The sequence below is a fragment of the Psychrobacter sp. Sarcosine-02u-2 genome (assembly GCF_002836335.1).
In the GTDB taxonomy this organism is placed as follows: Bacteria; Pseudomonadota; Gammaproteobacteria; order Pseudomonadales; family Moraxellaceae; genus Psychrobacter; species Psychrobacter faecalis.
Window position 1 is genome coordinate 19822 of the sequence record NZ_PJBX01000158.1, and the last position, 20354, is coordinate 40175.

A 20354-nucleotide genomic window follows, 5' to 3' on the forward strand; every position below is an offset into this window, starting at 1 on the left:
AATAATTATATTCGCCCTCACTATTAACCTAAGGAAAAGCGTATGCATTGCCCATATTGTAATGCGTCAGATACCAAAGTTATCGACTCACGGCTAGCAGCTGATGGCGCGCAAGTACGGCGCCGCCGCTCATGTAATAGCTGTCAGGAACGCTTTACGACCTTTGAAGTGGTAGAAGTGGTGATGCCGCGTATTATCAAATCAAGTGGCAAAATTGAGCCTTATGACAATGATAAATTGCGCCGCTCGATTTTATTACCGCTACAAAAACGCCCGATTACCATCGATGAGCAAGAAGCCATGATTAGTCGTATCGAAAAGCGCGTACGCCAAATGGGTGAGCGCGAGGTAAGCAGTAAGGTTTTGGGTGAGATTATTATGAGTGAGCTTAAAACGCTCGATGATGTCGCTTATGTACGTTTTGCCAGTGTCTATCGTGATTTTCAAGATATCGACGCTTTTCATCAAGAAATTGCCAATATTCGCCCAAATGAAAAGTAGATAAACTTACCTAAAAGTTAGACTATAAGCCTGTCTTGCTACTGAGTAAATCTTCTAATTTAAACGGCTTAAAATATTAAGTACGTATAAAAACCATTTTCCAAACTCTATTAAGTACGCCTTTATGTCGAACTCGAAACATTCTCAAGACGCCAAAGACCGCTATTTTATGATGCTTGCCATTGAGCAGGCGAAGCATGGTCTGTATACCACGCGTCCCAATCCGTCGGTCGGCTGTGTGATTGTGCAAGCAGATGAAGTAGTCGGCCAAGGCTTTCATCCGAAAGCAGGGCAGCCGCATGCTGAGGTGTTCGCCTTAAAAGATGCGGGCACACGCGCGATTGGTGCGACCGCTTATGTTACTTTAGAGCCTTGTAGTCATACTGGGCGTACACCGCCCTGTGCCTTGGGTCTTATCAAAGCTGGAGTGGAGCGTGTTGTCATTGCTGGTCTCGACCCCAATCCACAGGTGGCTGGTCGCGGTGTGAAACTTTTAGAACAAGCAGGCATTGCTGTTACCGTCGGCGTGCTAGCTGCGCAAGCAGAAGCTTTAAATAAGGGCTTTTTAAAGGCGATGCGTAGCCAAATGCCTTATGTCAGGCTTAAAATTGCCACCAGTCTTGATGGCCGTACAGCGATGGCGTCTGGAGAGTCGAAGTGGATCACGGGCACTGCGGCGCGCGAAGATGTACAGAAACTGCGAGCGCAAAGCGGCGCTATTATCACAGGCAGTGAAACGGTCATCGTTGATAATCCGCAGTTAAATGTACGCTCTAGTCAACTAGGTATTAATCCTGAACAAGTACCACAACCTAAAATAGTGATACTCGATAGACGAGGGCGATTAGAACACGATTCACAGTCTGACTATCAGCTATGCCAGAGTCCAGAAACTTTTTATTGGCGAGAAGAAAGTTTAATTGAGTTATTAAAGAACTTAGTGAGTGAACATCACTGTTATGACGTCTTAGTAGAGGCGGGCGCAAGCGTTGCAGGAAGCTTTTTACAACAGCAACTGGTGGATGAGCTCATTGTTTATCAAGCACCTTGCTTATTAGGCACACAAGCACGGCCTATGGTTGCTATCAATCCATTATCGTTAGCGCAGCAGCTACGTTTTGATATCCACGGTCATGAGCAGCTTGGTACTGATCTTAAGCTTACCTTATTACCTGTATAGTCGGCGTTATAAATGCCTTGTCTTTCAATATTTTATCCACAAGATTAAACCTATATACAACTTATGTGGATAAGTGGAATAGTTTGATAAAGGTTTCACATGAAACTGTGTATAACTTTGTTTCACATGAAACTTGCTAGTAATTGTTAATAATATTTTAAAGTTATAATGTATTTAAAATCAGTTACTTACATGTATTATTCAAGTGTAGTGAATAATTATTAAAAGACAGATTTATTGTGGATAACTCTTTAGAAACCAAGTTTCTCCTACTATTATTCCTTATGTCAGCGCCAGTTATCCACAGTTTATCCCCTGAGTTTTTTTATTCTCGCTAATCTTACAGTAAGTGCGATAAGTAGATTAAAGACTAGTAGTGATTATCGTTGTTAATTTTGAATGAAATAATAGGCTCAAATAATATATGCTGCCTTTAACGGCCATAAAAAATACCAAGAGGTTAATATGTTTACTGGAATTATAGAAAGTATTGGCAAAGTAAAGTCTATGCAGCCAACGGGCGGTGATATCCGCTTGACCATAGAATCTGATGGCTTAGATTTTAGCGATGTGAAACTAGGCGACTCGATTGCTTCAAATGGCATTTGCTTAACGGTGGTGGAGTTTGGTAGTAATTATTACTCTGTTGATGTTTCACGTGAAACTATCGCTCGTACAGCGCTGGCAGATTTAAAGCTCGGTTATGCGGTGAACTTAGAAAAGGCTATGTTACCCACCACGCGCTTTGGTGGGCATATCGTCGCCGGTCACGTTGATGGGGTAGGCGTGGTTAGCAAATTGCAAAAGGATGCGCGCTCACTTTATATTGAAATTGAGATACCGCACGAGTTGGCACATTATACGGCGACCAAAGGCTCTATTACTCTTGATGGTATCAGTCTCACCACCAATTTAGTCCGCGATAATATCGTTTCGCTCAATATCATTCCGCATACCGCGCAAGTCACCAATATTGCCCAGCATTGGCTGATAGGTAGTAAAGTTAATGTTGAGGTCGATATTGTGGCGCGCTATTTAGAGCGTTTACTAAACAAATCGCAAGCAGATACTGCACATGCTAGCAGCCCACAAAGTACGATTACTGAGGCGTTTTTAGCTGAGAATGGTTTTATGAAATAAGGGTTAAATAGCCAAAATCATAACCAAGCTGTTATAAAAGACTGATTGTGCAAACGCTTATTGGTTTTTAATCAGCGTTTGCAAAACAGTTTGTAGCTTATTTTTATTAATAGGCTTGGCCAAAAACTCATCCATGCCCACTTGTAAACAGGCGATTTTATCTTCTTCGCTATTATTTGCTGTTAGCGCAACGATTGGAATATCATCGCCTTGTGCGCGAATCGCTTGGGTCGCTTGCAGTCCATCCATCACGGGCATCCGGCAGTCCATCAAAATAAGCGCAATTTCCTGACGCTGCGCTTGCAATTTGTCTAACGCCTGCTGCCCATCCTCTGCCACGATACTGCGATAACCGATTTTTTCTAATATTTTGCAAGCTATTTTTTGATTGGTTGGGCTGTCTTCTACCACTAAAATCAGTGGCGCTAACGTTTCATGAGCGGCATCATCTGCGCCTAACGGGCTACTGCTTTGCTGATTGTTTTCTTGGCTAGTTGTTTGCGGTAACAGTGTTTGTCTAACGGGTAGAGTTAATCGCAGTAATTCAGAGAGTAATAATGCCACATCGAGTGGTTTGTTTAAAAAACCGTCACATTGATCCAATAACATAGAGGGAATACGGCGCTCAGCTTTCATACTGACCAATATTTTTGGCAGCGCAGTATTAGACAGTAAGCTATTTAGAGCCTGCTGTTTATCGATATCTATGCGTGCTTTATCTTCTGATTTCTCCAATTTATTTTCAGCGTCTATATTTTTATGATCAATGTTTATTTGAGGTGATAACGCGAGCGTGATGTCTTCATAATATTCGTAATCTAAGAGCAAAATAGGGGCAAGTTTTTGCGCATCTTGCGCCAGTTTATTATTTATTTGCTCAAGCGCCACTCTATCTATAGAAGTGGAAATAGTCGCTGGGATAGATAAATAAGCGCACAAATCGCCTAAATGCTTGGCTCGCAACGGTTGTTTAATGACGGCAATAAGATGAATATAAGTCAATTGCGGATTAAAGTGGTAAATAGGCTGATAGGCTGGTCGCCTACAAGGCAAATACAGGTTAAAAGTACTGCCTTTATTAAGCGTGCTTTTTATCTCAATAAAACCGCCTAATAGTTTAGCGAAGCTATTAACGTCATTTAATCCGAGCCCTTTTATGGCGCTGTTTTTGTGTGCGTAGTTAATAGGGCGGTTTTTGATGTGAATACTATTTTGGCTGTTGCTTTCATTAAAATACGTCAGCAGTTGGTGCTGCTTTGCGATATCGATGCCTGTGCCGCTGTCTTTTATACTAAACCGAATCCAGTCGTGCGATGGGTGAGTGATAGTGGTTGATTTATCTAGATTGCCGTGATTCGTATCATGGCTGTTATTAGATATGTGCTCTTTATCTACCTCGCCTATACTGGTGCTTTTGATATCAGCTATGTCCGCATTGGTCACCGCGTCGATGGTAAGTGACACATAGCCAGAATTGGTAAATTTAATCGCATTATCTAATAGATTACGTAGGATTTGCCGCAAGCGCCTATAATCGGTATCGATACAGCGCGGGCTGTCAGGCGCAAAAAAATACAAGAGCTCAAGTCCTTGCTGCCTTAAGCTTTCTACCATCGATTGACTGACTTGTTGACCAAGCTTATAAATATCCACTGCTTCAATAGATAGACGGGATGTACGAACCTCTATCTCTCCTATATCTAACATGTCATTCAACATAGTCAGCATAGAGTGACTGGTTTGAGTCAAAGTCGTAACGATTTGATGTTGCTTAGCGCTCAGATTATCGGGATTGATAGGCTCTAACGTGTCAATCATGGCTTCTAACGGCAGGCGTAAATGATGTCCCATCGTCGATTTAAGTGCTTCAAACTCATCAAGCTGACGTTGTAGTTGACGATTTTGTTGCTCTAAATGCGCGGTTTGTTCGACAAGCTCATGGATGTTATTGAGTAAAACGGTAAAACCATGCACCTGCCCGTGTTCGCCAAACCAAGGCGTGATATGCAACTGATAAGCTTTTTTATTGTGCAAACCATAAACCAGTAGCGTGCGCGTGACTCGCAAATCTGCCAGTTTTTGTAGCAGGGCTTGGGTTGATTGGTCTTTAGTAAAGAAAAAATTGGTCAGTTGATAGTTGCTATCGCTGTGAAAGGTGGTGTCAAATACTTGCTCAAAGCGTTGATTAAAAAAGCTGATTTGACCATGTCTCATAATCATCAGCATTGGCAAGGGCGCATGATCGACCAATCGCTCTAAGCGATGCTTTAGGGTGGTAATGCGCCGATGGTTGCTGTGCAGCTGATAACTGATACGGCTCAGCGCGTGACCCAAACGCAAAAATTCATCTGTGGTTTTCTTTTCGATAAACGGCGGTGTGACATAGCCATCCTTAGCATGGCTACTTAACTCATCGGTATAAATGAGCAGTTGTTCCCAGTTGGCACGCCGCTTTAGAGTATAGAGTAAGGCCATAGCAAATAGTAAGATGGCTGTCATCAATGGCAACCAATAGCGATACGACATCCAATTGATATCAAGCGGTTCATGCCGCAGTATCAGGTACACTTTATGACCACTTTCAAGTTCAATGGTGCCGACCAAATTACGATTGTTTAGCTCATAAGCACTATGATGATTGCTATGAGAAGATAATGCGTTAATGACGTTGGGAAAGGTAATGCCAGTAAATTCTCGTTCATTAGGACGGGTACGTCGGTGAATATAGGTTTGCCCAGAAGGCATCATAAAAATCAGCTGATAGCTCATATCCTTTAAAAAAGGCTTTTGTAATATCTTTTTAATTGCTAAGTTTGTAGGGTTTGAGAGCTGGGTTATCTCGTGCTGTAAATTATAAAAGCTTTGGATACTGTGCTGCTCATTATGCTGTCTCATCTCATAAAACATGGTGCCGTAATACACTGCCAACATCGCTAATAATGTCAGTGTATAAAAAATCAGCAGTCGTTGTAGAGACTTAAATTGTTGCATAAAAGCAGGACCCTAAATCGGCGGTAAGTCGGTATGTCTTAATATGAAGTCAAAACTACGCTTAATAACTATTATAAAGATAAAACGCCTGATTAATAGCGCTTGATTGCTGCTATTACAATCATGGCACAACGCTACAAACTCACCTATAATAGGCAAATTAACCATAAATACTGCCTGACTATGACCACACCTGCTGCACAATCTGATTTATCTATTAACGCCACTCAACCTCAGCAAAACGTTGCTATCAAAGTGCCGCCGGCTGCTAAACCGCTGCGAGTGGTATTTGCTGGCACCCCAGAGTTTGCAGCGACTAGCCTTGAGGCGCTTATCGAGCAGCAAGAAGCGCTGAATATAGATATCGTTGCCGTTTATACCCAGCCCGACCGCAAAGCGGGTCGCGGACAAAAACTGGCGGCGTCGGCGGTCAAACAAGTCGCTTTGGCAAATGACATTGTGGTTGAACAGCCTGCTACCTTTAAAAAATCCAGCACCGAAGGCATGGCAGCACGTGAGAATTTACGTACTTATCAGCCAGATGTCATGATTGTCGCCGCTTATGGGCTTATTTTACCGATTGGCGTCTTAACCACGCCGACTTATGGTTGTCTTAATATTCATGCTTCGCTGTTGCCGCGTTGGCGCGGTGCTGCGCCCATTCACCGTGCTTTATTGGCTGGCGATAGTGAGACTGGTATCACCATTATGCAGATGGATAAAGGTTTGGATACGGGTGACATGCTTTATAAAGTCAGCGCACCTATCGAAGCTGATGATACGGCCGCCAGCCTACATGATAAGATGGCAACACTTGGCGCGGCAGCTATTACTACCGTATTAAAAGACTTGGCGCATTATCAGGCACAAGCGGTTGCTCAAGATAATAGCAAAGCCAATTATGCGGAAAAATTGGTTAAAACCGAAGGCGAAATCGACTGGACGCAGTCTGCTACACAGATTGAACGCCAGATTCGTGGGTTGACTCCTTGGCCTGGTGCCTATACCTTTTTAGCAGGACAGCGCGTCAAAATTTTGGCCAGTCTGCCTGTAAACCCATCACAGCAAACGGTTAAGCCTGCGGGTACTGTTATCAGTGTTGGACGCAAAGCGATACTGGTCGCTTGCGGCAAAGACACTACTAGCGAACCACAAAGCAATGAATACTCAGCGACGACTTTGGCGATTACTCACTTACAATTTGCAGGTGGTAAGCCGATGAGCGCTGAGCAAATTTGCCATGGTAATCAATTAAACGATGGTGATCAGTTTATGGCAGAAGTAAAGTAACTTACTTATGCTTAATGTATTTAATAACAAGCAATCTAACTTTTATCAGACGATCTCGATCAGACGTCAAGGAAATTCAACTTAATGAGACAAACCAGCACTGCACCAAGAAATAATAAGCTCAAACCGTCAAGCAACCTTATTATGAATGGTAGCGTCCGTGTCCGGGTGATTCGCACTTTAGTGGCCATTCAAAATGGTCAATCACTTGCCAGCGTCCTTGACCCGTTACTCAACAGTCTGCACGACGGCGATAAAGGCTTTGCCCATGCCTTACTGCTAACAACATTGCGCCAGTGGTACGCGCTGGCACGTTTGCTCGATACGCTAGCGGACAATCCTATCGATGAGGTTGAGGTTCGGACTACTATTCAAGTGGGTTTAACGCAATTGCTGTATTTAGAAGTGGCGGACCACGCAGCAATTCATGAAACGGTTGAAGCGGCAAAAGAGATTGATTTTTCCCATGCAACAGGTTTGATTAACGCTATCTTGCGTAAAGTCGCTAAGAATCCTAGCAAATTTCGTAAAAAATGTGATAAAAAGCACAGTCTGCCGAACTGGCTTGCCTATCAGCTTAAGCAAGACTGGAGCGAGCAGTATGATGAGCTGATGCAAGGTTTGCGCCAAGCAGCACCAATGTTTTTACGCGTCAATTCGGTGGTTAGTTCAGTAGAGGATTATCAGCAAGCACTCGATGGGGCAGAGATTGGTGCAGATATCGTTGAGCTAACGACTGATTTTAAGATAGCGAACTCGTCAGAGTCTGCCGCTGCTACAACGCTATCAACCAAAGGTCTCCGGCTGCATCAAACTACCGCAGTCAATGCCTTACCGCAATTTGCTGAAGGGGCTGTTAGCGTACAAGATATGCACGCTCAGCTTGCAGCACCGATTATCCATAAAGCTTTGATGAATAAGGTAAGCGCTGATAAGTCCGATGCTGATTCAGATAGTAGCAACAATAATGAACTACATATCCTAGATGCTTGCGCTGCCCCTGGCGGTAAATTGGCGCATTGGTTAGAGTTCATAAGCGCTAATGACGAATTATCGTTGTTTCACGTGAAACAAGATGATGCAGAAGCGACACCAGTAATTACTGATATCAAGGTAACGGCTATCGATAACGAAGCGCCGCGTATTGAGCGTATTCGTGAGAACTTACAGCGCTTGAACCTAAGTCAGCACGACTTGCAGCAAGCAGAGAAAAGTGTCGAACTGAATATCATCTGTGCGGATGCCACCAGATGGCAGCATGGGAAAAATAAAAAAGCGACTACCAATGAGCCGGTATTTGATGCAATATTACTCGATTCCCCTTGTACCGCGACTGGCGTGATTCGTCGTCATCCTGATATCAGTATCTTACGTACCGAAGAAGACGTTGAGCAAACGGCACTCTTACAAGCGGATATCTTGCACAATCTATGGCCACAACTTAAAGTTGGTGGTTATCTGTTATACGTCACTTGCTCCATCCTAAAGCAAGAGAACGTCGAGCAAATGCAGGATTTTATGACTCACTATAGTAATGTAGAAGCCATTAAATTTAGCGACGATTGCAGTTGGGGTATAGAACAAGCGATTGGTCGCCAGTGCTTGCCGATTGATAGCGAGAGCGGCGACGGTTTTTATTATGCCTTGCTGCAAAAAACTGCTGAATAAACTGTTTTAATTAATCATCTCATTGTAGACAGGACAATCTAATGAAATATATCAGTACCCGTGGTCAGACAGCGCCGATGGAATTTAGTGATGTGTTATTGATGGGGCTTGCGCCTGACGGCGGTTTGATGCTGCCTGAGCAGTATCCAAATATTGATAATGCGACGCTTACCGAGTGGCGCTCGCTTAGCTATCCACAGTTGGCGCTGGCGATTATGCAGCGCTTTGCTACTGATATTCCTGTGGCTGATTTACAAGATATCATTGAGCGTACTTATACCGCTGAGATATTTGGTTCTGATGAGATTGTTCCTGTCCGTAAGCTTGAAGGCAATTTATATATTTTAGGATTATCGAACGGTCCGACGTTGGCGTTTAAAGACGTTGCCATGCAGTTTTTGGGTAATGCTTTTGAATATGTGCTTAAAAGAAAAGACGCACGTATTACCATCATTGGCGCCACCAGTGGCGATACAGGTAGTGCGGCAGAATATGCCCTGCGCGGTAAAGACAATATCGAAGTCTTTATGCTGTCACCGCATGGCAAAATGAGCGAATTCCAGCGCGCGCAAATGTATAGCTTAACCGATGCTAATATCCATAATATCGCCATTGACGGTATGTTTGATGATTGCCAAGATATCGTCAAAGCGCTACAACAAGATGCTGAATTTAAAGCCGCTTATAACCTCGGAACCGTCAATTCTATCAACTGGGGGCGGATATTGGCGCAAATCGTTTATTACTTTAAAGCCTATTTTGCCGTTACTACGAGCAACGATGAAAAAGTCAGCTTCAGCGTCCCATCAGGTAACTTTGGTAACATTTGCGCCGGTCATATTGCTCGTGAAATGGGACTGCCAGTTGACCGTCTAATCGTTGCGACCAATGAAAACGATGTGCTTAACGATTTCTTTAATCAAGGGGCCTATCAGCCGCGTCCGACTGATAAGACTTACGTCACCTCAAGTCCGTCGATGGACATCTCTAAAGCTTCCAACTTTGAGCGCTTTGTTTATCTGCTACTCGACAAAGACAGTGCCCGTGTCAGTGAATTATTTGAAGGAGTGAAATCTGGCCAAGGGTTTGATTTGTCTGATTTGCTGCAAGCGGTCAATACCCGTTATGGCTTTGCTGCGGGCAAGTCCACCCATAGCGACCGCTTGCAAACTATTAAGGTACTTTATGAGCAGCATGGTGAGCTAGTCGATCCGCACACGGCTGACGGTATTAAAGTCGCTAAAGAATTACAGCGTGAGGGAGAAGTGATTGTTTGTGCCGAAACAGCATTACCGGTGAAATTTGCCGATACTATTTTTGAGGCGGTTGGAGAGATAGAAATTGCGCGTCCTGCGCATACCGATGGCTTAGAAGCCTTACCGCAGCAAGTGGTGGTATTAGATAATAATGCTGAATTGGTCGCTGAGCAAATTCGTCAGCATGTGACACCAAACCCAGCTTAGGCAGCTTATTTTTATTAACCGCTTATCAAAATTAATATCCAGTTATCAATAACTAAATTTAGGTTACGCCATTGTAATAAAATGTTTATGATTGTGTTATGGTATATATAATTGTAATATTGAAAACGGCGTCGGTAAGTCATTATTAGGCTAGGCGATTTTTACAACTAAACCTGTCAATCATACTGAATAGCTGCTTTATAGACATTATATTAGCGGTATGTATTGTGGATATAACAATGAAGATGAGCTTAAAGAAGATAGCAAACGCACTATTACTGACGACATTTAGTGGTGCAATGCTGCTGACCACTGACCACTGACCACTGACCACTGCCCACGCCAATAATCCACCGCCTACTATTAAGGCTGATGCGCCCAATCGCTATATCGTCAAAAAAGGCGATACCTTATGGGATATATCAGGGCGTTATCTAGACAGTCCTTGGCGCTGGAAAGAGATTTGGGCAACCAACAAGCAAATTAAAAATCCCAACCTTATTTATCCTAACGACGTTCTTATCCTCTGCGTGATTCAAGGTAAAACCTTGGTCGGGGTCGATACCGGCGAAGGTTGCGCAGGGGTTGAAAAACAATTGACTGGTAATGTGGTTGCCAGCTCAGTCACGGTGACCTCTACCGCTAATAGTATTCCCCCTATTCCATGGTCTGCTATTCAGCATTGGCTCGACAAGACCATCATTGTTAATCCAGCAGATTTTAATACCACCCCATACATTTTAGCCTCAAAAAAAGGCAATTTGATTACCGCTAGTGGCGATAAGGTCTATGCCAAAGGCGTACCACTTATCGTTGGCCAGCGTTACGGTATTTACCGTGAAGGCGAAAAGTATGTCGAGCCTAAAACACAAAAAACTATCGGCTTAGAAGTCACTCAAGTCGCTACTGGTCTGGTGACGTCTACCGAAACCAATGGCGTGACCAGCTTGCAGCTTATCGACAGCTATGGCAAAGAAGTGCGTGAAGGCGACCGTGTTTTTGTGGAGCTAAATAATTCAATACCGCCAGTATTTTATCCAACGCCAGCAACCGTTAATCGCGGCGGTATGATTGTTCGCGTGATGGATTCTATTAGCTCAGCGGCTAAGGGCAGCGTCGTTGCTATCAATTTGGGCAGCGCACACGGTGCCAAACCTGGTGATGTATTGACCGTTTTTCAAAAAGGCGCGGTCATACGCGATATCAAGGATAATGACACGCCAGTACGTTTACCAAGCGAGCCTACCGGTATGGTAATGGTATTTAATACCTTTGATAATATTAGCTATGCGTATGTACTTGATTCTGAGCTACCGCTCAATGTCGGTGATCAGCTGTTACCACCGCCGTATCTATAATAAGTGCAACATCTCTAATGAGTACAATGCTTATTCCTTGATCTAAAAGTTTAACTTAAACTAAATGAGCTAGATGATTATGACTGCAGTCACTTCTCTTTTATCCGCTGAGCAGCGTGCCGTTTTGGCGCTGTGGACTGAAGTGAATGCGTCATTATCAGCGTATCATAAACTCATCTCTAATTTTGGTACGGCAGGGCTTGCTTGGGACGCTAAAGTAGAGGCATGGCGTCAATTGGGCATTCACAGTACCCATCTTAAGCGTCATGAGCAGCCAGAACAAACGCTCACTACTATCGATAAAATCCAGCAAGCATTGTTAGCCGGAAAATATGGTCTGTTATTTGCTGACCAGCCTGACTACCCAGCGCAGTTGCTAGAAATATATGACCCACCACCTGTGTTGTTTTATCGCGGCAATAAAGCGCGTTTGCAGCAAGCGCAAATCGCCATCGTTGGTAGTCGCAAACCCACCGCCCATGCGAAAAAAATCACCTTTGACATGGCGCAATACTTAGCGCAATCTGGTTATATTATCACTAGCGGTCTTGCGCTGGGTGTCGATAAGCGTGCCCATTTAGGTGCTTTAGCTCAGTCTGATACCGAATATCAAGGCCGTACGGTTGGCGTGATGGGGACGGGAATTGATGTCAATTACCCCAATCATCATGATAAATTATTTAGTCAGATTATTGACCAAGGCGGCTGCATTATTAGTGAGCTACTACCGCACACGCAGCCGCACAAACACACTTTTCCGCGCCGTAATCGTCTAGTTGCAGGACTTAGCCTCGCGACCATTGTCACTGAAGCGACCATTCAAAGCGGTTCATTGATTACTGCGCGCCTAACCTCCGAGCAAGGTAAACAAGTTTTCGCCATTCCAAGCCATATTGATAATAGTAATGCCGAAGGCTGCCATCATTTAATACGTGAAGGCGCAACGTTGATTTATCATCCGCAGCATGTCCTTGAAGATATTAATAATCAGTTGGACTATAGAGCGCATACCTATCAGCCGTCATCTAATGCAGAGTCTAGTATTGAGCAAGTAACTCTTAGTCAAAGTTCCAATTCTCTAAATACAGAGAAACTCTCTACCAAAACTATTAATCAATCGCCACAATCTAGTCTCAAACCTTCTTCCCATACTAGTGTCATTCCTGAGCATTTAGCGCCCATTTATGAGCAACTTGATTGGCATGGGCAGGATTTAGATGCGTTGTTAAATACTACTGATATGTCGGCAGCACAATTGATTGGGCAACTTATGGAGCTGGAGTTGTTAGGGGTCATTAGTGTACAAGGTGGGCGTTATTTGCGCGTCTAATGTTTATTGAAAGCTAGCGTGATTTTAAGAAACTTTTAAACCTGCTGTTTTACCCGTCGTTTAAGTTGTATTATATCTCCTCATACTTTCCTTTCTTATTCCGCTATGTCTACATCTAAAGCTCTTATCACCGATTCTGTCATCGAAGCTGCGCATTGGCTACAACAAGGACAGCTGCTTGCTTATCCAACTGAAAGCGTTTGGGGTATCGGCTGTGACCCCTTCAATCAACAAGCGGTAGAGCAGCTTTTGGCCATCAAACAACGACCGTTAGAGAAGGGTATGATTGTGGTCACCGATAGTGTCAGTCGACTTAAGATGTTGTTAAATAGTCTTAATGAAGATCAACGCCAGCAAGTGTTAGTCAGTTGGCGTAACGATACTGATTCCGACGTCAATAGCAAGCAGGCGCATACGTGGTTATTACCGTTATCAGAAAACTTACCCGTTTCTATCCCTGCGTGGATAACTGGCGCTCATCATAGTGTGGCGGTGCGGGTGATTGACCATCCTTTGGTGCAGCAGCTGTGCCGTCAAGTGGTTTCCGTCCATAATCCCTATGGCTTTGTCGTTTCGACCAGCTGTAACCCGTCCGGTCAGCCGCCTGCTTTAACGCTCTCACAAGCACAGGCTTATTTTTCTAATAGCGATGAGCAAGTTGGCTATCTAAAGGGCGAGACGCTTGGTTATCAGCTCCCTAGCCAAATCAGCGATGCTCGAACGGGTCAAGTGATTCGTTAGTAACCATTTAAAAGCTAATATTTTATGTATTAGTAGTTCAGTCCTCTATTTATACCCAATCTTACTTTACGCCTTATACCTACAATTCATCTCTTGTTTTTGTAGATGGTTTTTTGTCACACTGAGAAAAAGGCAAGACAACTATAGTCAAAACATCCTAAAAACGCTACGGTATTGCTGATATCAATTTTTTGTAGCCTCTGTCTGCGTAGGCACAGCAAGCAAAAAAATTGATATCAGCAGTGTGTGATGTATCGATCTTACTTTTCACTCACTATATAAGGATAAAAAGCGATGGATATTCTAATCAGTGGTGGCTCCGGATTTTTAGGACGCGCGTTTAGTGAAGCAATCATTAAGCGCTATCAAAAGGATGATAAAAAAGTGCAGATTACGTGGCTGACGCGCGATAGTAAGCAGGCGCATCCTAATGATATTAAAATGATGACCTATGATGAGCTGGTGAAGTCAGATAAAAGCTTTGATGTTATTTTGAATCTAGCAGGCGCAGGGATTGCTGATAAACGTTGGAGTGACGCGCGTAAAGAGCAATTGCTTGCCAGCCGTATCAAACCTACTGAGGCGATACTGGATTTTATTGCGCGTAGTAGTAGCAAACCTAAGCTACTGGTTAGCGGTTCAGCGATTGGCTGGTATGGTCCTCAAGGTGATAAGTCTTTGACAGAAAGCAGTGGTTTTAACGCTGATTTTTCGCATAAACTCTGTGACGAATGGGAGCAGTTGGCGCTAAAGGCTACCGATTACGGTGTCCCTGTGGCTATCGTACGCACTGGTGTGGTTATCCATCCTAAGGGTGGTATGGTCAATAAGTTATTAACGCCGTTTAAAATGGGTGTCGGTGGTCAATTGGGTGACGGTAAGCAAATTATGAGCTGGATCAGTCGTACCGATTGGGTAAGAGCGGTGATATTTATCATTGAGCAACATCTTACTAGTCAGAAACAGCAAGTAAATAGTATTGACAATACTCTAACAACAGCAAACGCTACGCCAGCGCTGGTTTATAACTTGACCGCGCCCAATCCTGTGACCAATCATACTTTTACTAAGACGCTTGGCACATGGCTACATCGTCCGACATTTTTTACTTTACCAGCATTTTTATTAAAGCTGATGTTTGGCGAGATGTCGACCTTGTTGATTGATGGGCAAAAAGTATTGCCACAAGCGCTACTGGGCGCAGGTTTTGAATTTGAACACTTAACTTTAGAGCAAGCATTGGAGCAGCAAGGGTGAGTTTTTAGAGATATGTTTCATGTGAAACAATGGGTTTAAAACAACGTTTTTAAAGCATTGATTTAAAAATAGCGTTAAATTACTAAGTACTTTATATTTCTAGTTCTATAAAGTTTCAATAAACCATCATGCTGTCTACAACAGGTAAGAATATTGGCGTACTATAAGCCCGTCTTTGTCTGATTCAATTTTATTATGTGGCCTTTTATCATTCTTACCCAGCTGCTCGCCCTGATGAGTAGCGTGATATTTTACTGGTTCTTTCAACCAAAACAGCGCTTAGCTAAAGCTGGTTTGTTTTTAAGTATTTTTATTATCAACAATGCTTTTCTGCTCTACGGCTTGAGTGAATTTTGGCACGAGCGCTTTCATGTCTATCTGGTTGTCGGTATTTTACAAGGCTTTATGTTTTATGCTGCATTAATAACTGCGGTTATTGCCTTGGTATATGTTTATATTCTTAAGCAAAAACTCCGGCCAAAACTTATACGCGCCGTTGCAGCGACAATTTATATTGGCATTGTAGGTTTGGCGGTATTTAATGCCTATTCACCTGTCGTCCATCGTCTAAACGTCACGACAGATAAGCCGCTTAAGCGGCCGCTGCAAATTGCTTTGGTGTCTGATACGCATTTGGGTAGATGGTTTGGCAATCGGCAGATTGATAAGATGGTAAAGCTGATCGATGCCCAAAATCCTAACGTCGTGGTCATCGCAGGCGACGTTATGAATGATTCGACCGACGCTTATGATAAAACCAATATGCATGCGCACTTATCAAAACTGACAGCGCCGCTCGGTGTTTATGCCACTTTGGGAAATCATGATTATTCTGGTAATGAAGTGGCAATTGCCAAGGCTGTTGAACGCGCAGGAATACAGGTAATTGACAATAAAAGCGTTTGGTTAGACGATTCAGTGTTGCTAATAGGGCGTTCAGATGAGACAGATCCCGCACGTCCTGCTGCGACAGATTTGCTTAGTGAAGTAAGGACGGATAAACCAGTAATATTTTTAGAGCACAGCCCTGCTGACTTGGAGCAAATAAAAGGTTTGCCGATTGATTTACACCTGTCAGGGCATACGCATGGTGGGCAGATATTTCCTTTAACGGTATTGCTAAAGTGGTTTACGCCGCTGGTTTATGGGGCAAAGTACAGTGAGGGCACGCAGTTTTTGGTGACTTCTGGCTATGGTATTGGTGCAGTACCGTTTCGGCTTGGCACGCGCTCTGAGATATGGATGATTACCTTACAGTCGGCGCAGTAGTAGTTATCCTCGCGGTCACAAGTATTGAAAAAGCAGGCGCTATAATCCGCTAATTTATAAATACCGCCACTACCCAGCAAACGCTTTATTAAAATATTATCTCGCTAGGAATTTTCATGCGCTACGCATTTATTATCACTATTATTGTCCTGCTGCAGCTGTTTAGTTTTGGCGCAGCGTGCAGTCTAGAATGGTGGCTACAGCCTTGGAGCTCGCCTTTATTAATACAGGTGACTTGGCTTGCTGTCTTTGCGATTACCAATATTCTTTTGCTGCTTAGCGTCACAAAATCATTTGCCAATAGCTATCGCTGGATAAGTGCTTGGATGATGGTGATGCACTTTATGCTACTAACCGCGCTATTGAGCAGTATATTGTATGGTGGTTTTTGGCTTTTACATGCTTTGGGTATTCCTACTTTTTATGATACAGGCGTAATTAGTATTGGCTTACGCATTTTTGCCCTAGTTTTCTTTATAGGCCTATTTAGCTATACGCTGTATAACGCTTACGTGCCGGCGGTGCGCGAGCTGTCTGTCAAGATTAATAAGCCGCTAAATTACTCTCTGCGTGTTGCGGTAGCCAGTGATTTGCATTTGGGCCGTTTATTTGGCAACAAATCTATCGAACGGCTCAATGACATTGTGCAGCGCTATGAAGCAGACATATTGCTGATGCCAGGCGATATTATGGATGACAACACTGAGGCGTTTTCTCAATACCATATGGCAGAAGATTTGGTGAAGCTGGTAAGCAGTCTGCGCTACGGTGTCTATGCGACGTTAGGTAATCACGATTTGTACGGTCACGAGCAGCCAATTAGTGAAGCTTTACAAGCTGCTGGCGTGCAGTTGCTCAACGATGAAGCGACTTGTCTGTCGCATCAAGGCCAGCCGGTTTGGCTTGTTGGACGTTTTGATAATCATAAACGGCAGAGGGTAGCGACGGCCGAACTGCTCGAACAAGTGAATACTACTGAGCCAGTGATTTTATTAGATCACCGACCGAGCGATATTATGGCGCATAGTCAATTACCGATTGATTTACAGGTTTCAGGACATACCCATAACGGGCAAATATTTCCGGCTAACTTTATTGTAAAGGCCATCAATCGTTTGGGTTATGGCTACGAAAAAATCGGTAAAGGTCACTTTGTGGTATCGTCAGGTTATGGGTTTTGGGGCATACCTTTTCGTTTAGGCTCACGTTCTGAAGTTTGGCTCATTACGTTAAACGGTCAGCCCAATTCATAAAAACTATCTTTATCATATTAATGTCCTTGACGATTTAGTTGTCATAAGTCCTTAATTGCCCATTAAACGCCAACCTCACTTTTTAGTGATAACGGCTATTCTATTTCTTAGGCTGCTAATAAATTTTGTGTACTTATAATGTCACGTACAAAACCAGCAAAGCCATGGATAATATGATTGGTTTCCTGCTCAAGTCCTTGGTGCACGCTCATAAAATGAATAAAGCCGTGCGGCGCACCGTAGACCGTATAAGTTTGGACAGCTCTACCATAATCTTCTAACTGCTTGGCATACGCAAACGCCTCATCACGTAAGACATCCAATTCTGCTGCAACGACATAGGTCGGGCAAATTTGTCGATTGTCACCGAGCATAGGCGACGTCAAGATATGTTGACGTGGCAGCGGACTATTTTCTAAACAGGCCGCATCAAAAACCGCCACATCGGCGTGATCGAGCAATAACCCTTCGCCGTATAGCTCCCAGCTTGGATAATCATTTTCGATATCTGTCACAGGGTATAAAGGCATTTGTGCCAGTGGCTGCGGCAGGCGCTGTAATATCTCAAACGTTTTTTGCCCATCAATCCCTAAGTCTTGCCATGCTTTTGCAGACGGCGTGATGACTTGTTGCGCAATCATGGTTGATAAGCCGCCGCCTGCACTATCTCCTGCCAAAACAATACGTGACGCTAGTGCCCCGAATGATTGGCAATTATCCGCTAACCAAGCATAAGCGGCAATACAATCTCTTAACCCCGTAGGCGCAGGATGTTCAGGCGCTAGGCGATAATCGACACTGATCACTGGCCATCCTGTTCGCTCACAGACAGCATGACAAAACTCGTGATGGGTGTTGATGTCGCCAATACAAAAGCCACCGCCATGGAAAAATAGCATGACGGTTTCATCAGGATTGCGTTTGGCTTTCTTTTTAAAACTAAAGCCTGCTGCGTTTACTTGCTTTTGATAACAACGAACCAGCATATCGCCATCATCCGCATTGGCAATCGTCTTATCTTCCCAATTGACGCTAGGCTCATTTTTCTTGGTAAAAGGTTTTATCGTGTCGAATAAGGATGAGCTTGCCTGCTGCCAAACTCTTGGCGTTTGCATAGCAACAGCATCAGTAGCAAAGCGTTTCCGCAGCTCGCCCATCTCTGAGAGCTGTAAAGGAGTTTTAAGCTTACTATTCACCGCCAGAATCAAGCGCAGGTGCGCATCAACATGTTCATATTGCTTAGCCGTTGGTCCATCTAGATAACCAACCAAGCTGTCTAATACTGTTTCTGGCAAGAGACCGATACTTTTCATTGCATAGTGCAGTAAATGGGGCTGATAAGTCGTCAGCAAATTGTGATGCAGTACTTTATCTCTAATAGATAGGGGCTCGCTATCAATGCAGGATTGCCTATCGTCAGTGCTTATTTGCAAAGTATTTATCTGTAATGGCTCTTTTTCAACATTCTCTAAGGAGTTATTTGGTGAGTTAACAGATGAATGCTTACGTTTTTCTTGAGCTAAAGACGTAAGGTTTAGTGTCCTTACTGCTTTATTAAGTAAGGTGTTGACTGATAATGTCGCTGAATAAGGCATAACACCTCCCATAAATGATAAGTTATATTTGTAATTATCATAAGATAGGCAAAAATAAAGTTGAGTATTCTTTGGTAATAGTGTGCAGGCTAATAGTAATTTATCTGGCTTAACTGACGTTTTTTTGTAGGTTTTGTTAGTGAAATGAATTACTTATTGACGACAAGCGTAAAGGGAGTAAGGTTATTTTAGAGGAGGCAAACGTTTTAATTATCACCATACCGTTATCATGGATTAAGGCAGTATTTATAACCAGCGATAAAAATTCTACACAGTAGGCTTGAAATTTACCCTCATCACCTTTATTAATCAGCTATCAGAAGGTAGTTAAAAGTTATTGCTAACCATAGGTGATTTATAAAATCACGGTTTGGCTAATGGTCGATTATTTCATTATCTGGCCAATTTATGGTGTTGTTTTCTAGTCCATCATTATTCAGTTAATAGCCTTATTCATAATTATATAAAGGAGCCATCATGAACGAGCAGAATAATAATCACGAAAATATTGATCAAAACGTGCCACACGACAACGTTTCGCATGACAATGTTGAGCACGATGATAGTATCTTAAAAGAAACGCTAGAAGAGTTTAATCCACAGCAAAACTCAGGGGAAGAAAGCACTATCGAAAACGATATCGATTTAGATACTTTTAAAGCGCGTATCGCTGAGCTAGAAGGTGAAGTCAAGCAAGCGAAAGAAGGGACAGCGCGCGCCAATGCTGAAGCTTACAATGCGCAAAAACGTATGGAGCAAGAAGCCGATAAGAGCAAAAAATTTGCCCTGCAAAAATTTGCCAAAGAGCTATTAGAAGTGGTCGATAATTTAGAGCGTGCTATCGAAAATGCTCAAGCAGATGATCCTGTCATCGAAGGCGTCAGATTGACGCATAAAGCATTATTAGATGTGTTAAACAAAAACGGCGTAGAAGTGGTTGAGCCACAAGGCGAGAAATTTAACGCTGATTTGCATGAAGCAGTTGGTATTGATCCAGAAGCTGAAGCCGATACTGTGGGTACAGTACTGCAAAAGGGCTATAGTCTGAACGGTCGTTTGCTGCGCCCTGCAATGGTTCGCGTCGGTCAGTAGATTCTGCTAGCTTAATCATCTAAAGGTTAATATTTTAAATAATAAGTCTTTAACCATGCTAAACCTTACTATTAATAAGGGTTTACACAAAAAATCACATAAAAGATATTTTTTGCCGGTTAAATGACTTGAAATAATACAGCCTCAAACCTATATAGAACAACAAGTGACCGTCTGGTATCTGCCAGATTCGGTCTGATGAGATAAATAGCTTATTTAAAAAATA

General features: G+C 43.2%; 15 protein-coding genes. 13 read left to right on the plus strand and 2 right to left on the minus strand.

From position 1 onward, the window contains the following. The first annotated feature begins 42 nt into the window (after positions 1 to 42). From nrdR to CXF58_RS06760, 3 genes are all read left to right on the plus strand, one after another. The gene (gene nrdR / locus CXF58_RS06750) at positions 43 to 501 is read left to right on the plus strand and encodes a transcriptional regulator NrdR (RefSeq protein ID WP_068405041.1); all 459 of its coding nucleotides are present in this window, start codon (positions 43 to 45) and stop codon (positions 499 to 501) included. A gap of 124 nt (positions 502 to 625) precedes the next feature. Next, entirely contained in the window at positions 626 to 1681 is a 1056-nt protein-coding gene (gene ribD / locus CXF58_RS06755; protein WP_102076974.1) for a bifunctional diaminohydroxyphosphoribosylaminopyrimidine deaminase/5-amino-6-(5-phosphoribosylamino)uracil reductase RibD, read from the plus strand. 465 nt (positions 1682 to 2146) lie between these two features. Further along, positions 2147 to 2821, plus strand: a complete 675-nt coding sequence (locus tag CXF58_RS06760) for a riboflavin synthase (RefSeq protein ID WP_102076975.1) — start codon at positions 2147 to 2149, stop codon at positions 2819 to 2821. A gap of 57 nt (positions 2822 to 2878) precedes the next feature. Here CXF58_RS06760 and CXF58_RS06765 read toward each other — a convergent pair whose 3' ends face one another. Further along, the gene (locus tag CXF58_RS06765) at positions 2879 to 5812 is read right to left on the minus strand and encodes a response regulator (protein WP_102076976.1); all 2934 of its coding nucleotides are present in this window, start codon (positions 5810 to 5812) and stop codon (positions 2879 to 2881) included. A gap of 183 nt (positions 5813 to 5995) precedes the next feature. Here CXF58_RS06765 and fmt point away from each other — a divergent pair, with 183 nt between their 5' ends. From fmt to CXF58_RS06810, 9 genes are all read left to right on the plus strand, one after another. Further along, positions 5996 to 7102, plus strand: coding sequence for a methionyl-tRNA formyltransferase (gene fmt / locus CXF58_RS06770; protein WP_102076977.1), 1107 nt, complete (start codon positions 5996 to 5998; stop codon positions 7100 to 7102). A gap of 84 nt (positions 7103 to 7186) precedes the next feature. Beyond that, a complete protein-coding gene (locus CXF58_RS06775; protein WP_102076978.1) occupies positions 7187 to 8770 on the plus strand; it encodes a transcription antitermination factor NusB in 1584 nt (527 codons plus the stop codon). A 41-nt stretch (positions 8771 to 8811) separates the two neighbouring features. Next, positions 8812 to 10233 (plus strand): threonine synthase, encoded by a 1422-nt coding sequence (gene thrC / locus CXF58_RS06780; protein ID WP_102076979.1) that lies wholly within the window; start codon positions 8812 to 8814, stop codon positions 10231 to 10233. 326 nt (positions 10234 to 10559) lie between these two features. Further along, positions 10560 to 11591, plus strand: a complete 1032-nt coding sequence (locus CXF58_RS06785; RefSeq protein WP_416375573.1) for a LysM peptidoglycan-binding domain-containing protein — start codon at positions 10560 to 10562, stop codon at positions 11589 to 11591. Between the two features lie 79 nt (positions 11592 to 11670). Then, positions 11671 to 12921, plus strand: a complete 1251-nt coding sequence (gene dprA / locus CXF58_RS06790; RefSeq protein ID WP_180952543.1) for a DNA-processing protein DprA — start codon at positions 11671 to 11673, stop codon at positions 12919 to 12921. 105 nt (positions 12922 to 13026) lie between these two features. Continuing rightward, positions 13027 to 13662 carry an L-threonylcarbamoyladenylate synthase gene (locus tag CXF58_RS06795; protein ID WP_102076980.1) on the plus strand — a complete coding sequence of 212 codons (636 nt, stop codon included), beginning with the start codon at positions 13027 to 13029 and terminating at the stop codon, positions 13660 to 13662. A 294-nt stretch (positions 13663 to 13956) separates the two neighbouring features. Next, the gene (locus CXF58_RS06800; protein WP_102076981.1) at positions 13957 to 14919 is read left to right on the plus strand and encodes a TIGR01777 family oxidoreductase; all 963 of its coding nucleotides are present in this window, start codon (positions 13957 to 13959) and stop codon (positions 14917 to 14919) included. 195 nt (positions 14920 to 15114) lie between these two features. Further along, positions 15115 to 16188: a metallophosphoesterase gene (locus CXF58_RS06805; protein WP_102076982.1), complete on the plus strand. Its 1074-nt coding sequence runs from the start codon at positions 15115 to 15117 to the stop codon at positions 16186 to 16188. A 116-nt stretch (positions 16189 to 16304) separates the two neighbouring features. Continuing rightward, on the plus strand, positions 16305 to 17441 hold the full coding sequence (locus CXF58_RS06810) for a metallophosphoesterase (RefSeq protein WP_102076983.1): 1137 nt from the start codon (positions 16305 to 16307) through the stop codon (positions 17439 to 17441). 107 nt (positions 17442 to 17548) lie between these two features. Here CXF58_RS06810 and CXF58_RS06815 read toward each other — a convergent pair whose 3' ends face one another. Then, positions 17549 to 19036 carry an alpha/beta hydrolase gene (locus tag CXF58_RS06815; protein ID WP_102076984.1) on the minus strand — a complete coding sequence of 496 codons (1488 nt, stop codon included), beginning with the start codon at positions 19034 to 19036 and terminating at the stop codon, positions 17549 to 17551. A 477-nt stretch (positions 19037 to 19513) separates the two neighbouring features. On the opposite strand from CXF58_RS06815, the gene grpE reads away from it, so the two are divergent. Continuing rightward, positions 19514 to 20128 carry a nucleotide exchange factor GrpE gene (grpE, locus tag CXF58_RS06820; RefSeq protein WP_068405014.1) on the plus strand — a complete coding sequence of 205 codons (615 nt, stop codon included), beginning with the start codon at positions 19514 to 19516 and terminating at the stop codon, positions 20126 to 20128. The last annotated feature ends 226 nt before the right edge of the window (positions 20129 to 20354 follow it).

Coding starts and splice junctions, on each gene's coding strand:
- nrdR (WP_068405041.1), top strand. CDS start 43: ATGCATTGCCCATATTGTAATGCGTCAGATACCAAAGTTATCGACTCA.
- ribD (WP_102076974.1), top strand. CDS start 626: ATGTCGAACTCGAAACATTCTCAAGACGCCAAAGACCGCTATTTTATG.
- CXF58_RS06760 (WP_102076975.1), top strand. CDS start 2,147: ATGTTTACTGGAATTATAGAAAGTATTGGCAAAGTAAAGTCTATGCAG.
- CXF58_RS06765 (WP_102076976.1), bottom strand. CDS start 5,812: ATGCAACAATTTAAGTCTCTACAACGACTGCTGATTTTTTATACACTG.
- fmt (WP_102076977.1), top strand. CDS start 5,996: ATGACCACACCTGCTGCACAATCTGATTTATCTATTAACGCCACTCAA.
- CXF58_RS06775 (WP_102076978.1), top strand. CDS start 7,187: ATGAGACAAACCAGCACTGCACCAAGAAATAATAAGCTCAAACCGTCA.
- thrC (WP_102076979.1), top strand. CDS start 8,812: ATGAAATATATCAGTACCCGTGGTCAGACAGCGCCGATGGAATTTAGT.
- dprA (WP_180952543.1), top strand. CDS start 11,671: ATGACTGCAGTCACTTCTCTTTTATCCGCTGAGCAGCGTGCCGTTTTG.
- CXF58_RS06795 (WP_102076980.1), top strand. CDS start 13,027: ATGTCTACATCTAAAGCTCTTATCACCGATTCTGTCATCGAAGCTGCG.
- CXF58_RS06800 (WP_102076981.1), top strand. CDS start 13,957: ATGGATATTCTAATCAGTGGTGGCTCCGGATTTTTAGGACGCGCGTTT.
- CXF58_RS06805 (WP_102076982.1), top strand. CDS start 15,115: ATGTGGCCTTTTATCATTCTTACCCAGCTGCTCGCCCTGATGAGTAGC.
- CXF58_RS06810 (WP_102076983.1), top strand. CDS start 16,305: ATGCGCTACGCATTTATTATCACTATTATTGTCCTGCTGCAGCTGTTT.
- CXF58_RS06815 (WP_102076984.1), bottom strand. CDS start 19,036: ATGCCTTATTCAGCGACATTATCAGTCAACACCTTACTTAATAAAGCA.
- grpE (WP_068405014.1), top strand. CDS start 19,514: ATGAACGAGCAGAATAATAATCACGAAAATATTGATCAAAACGTGCCA.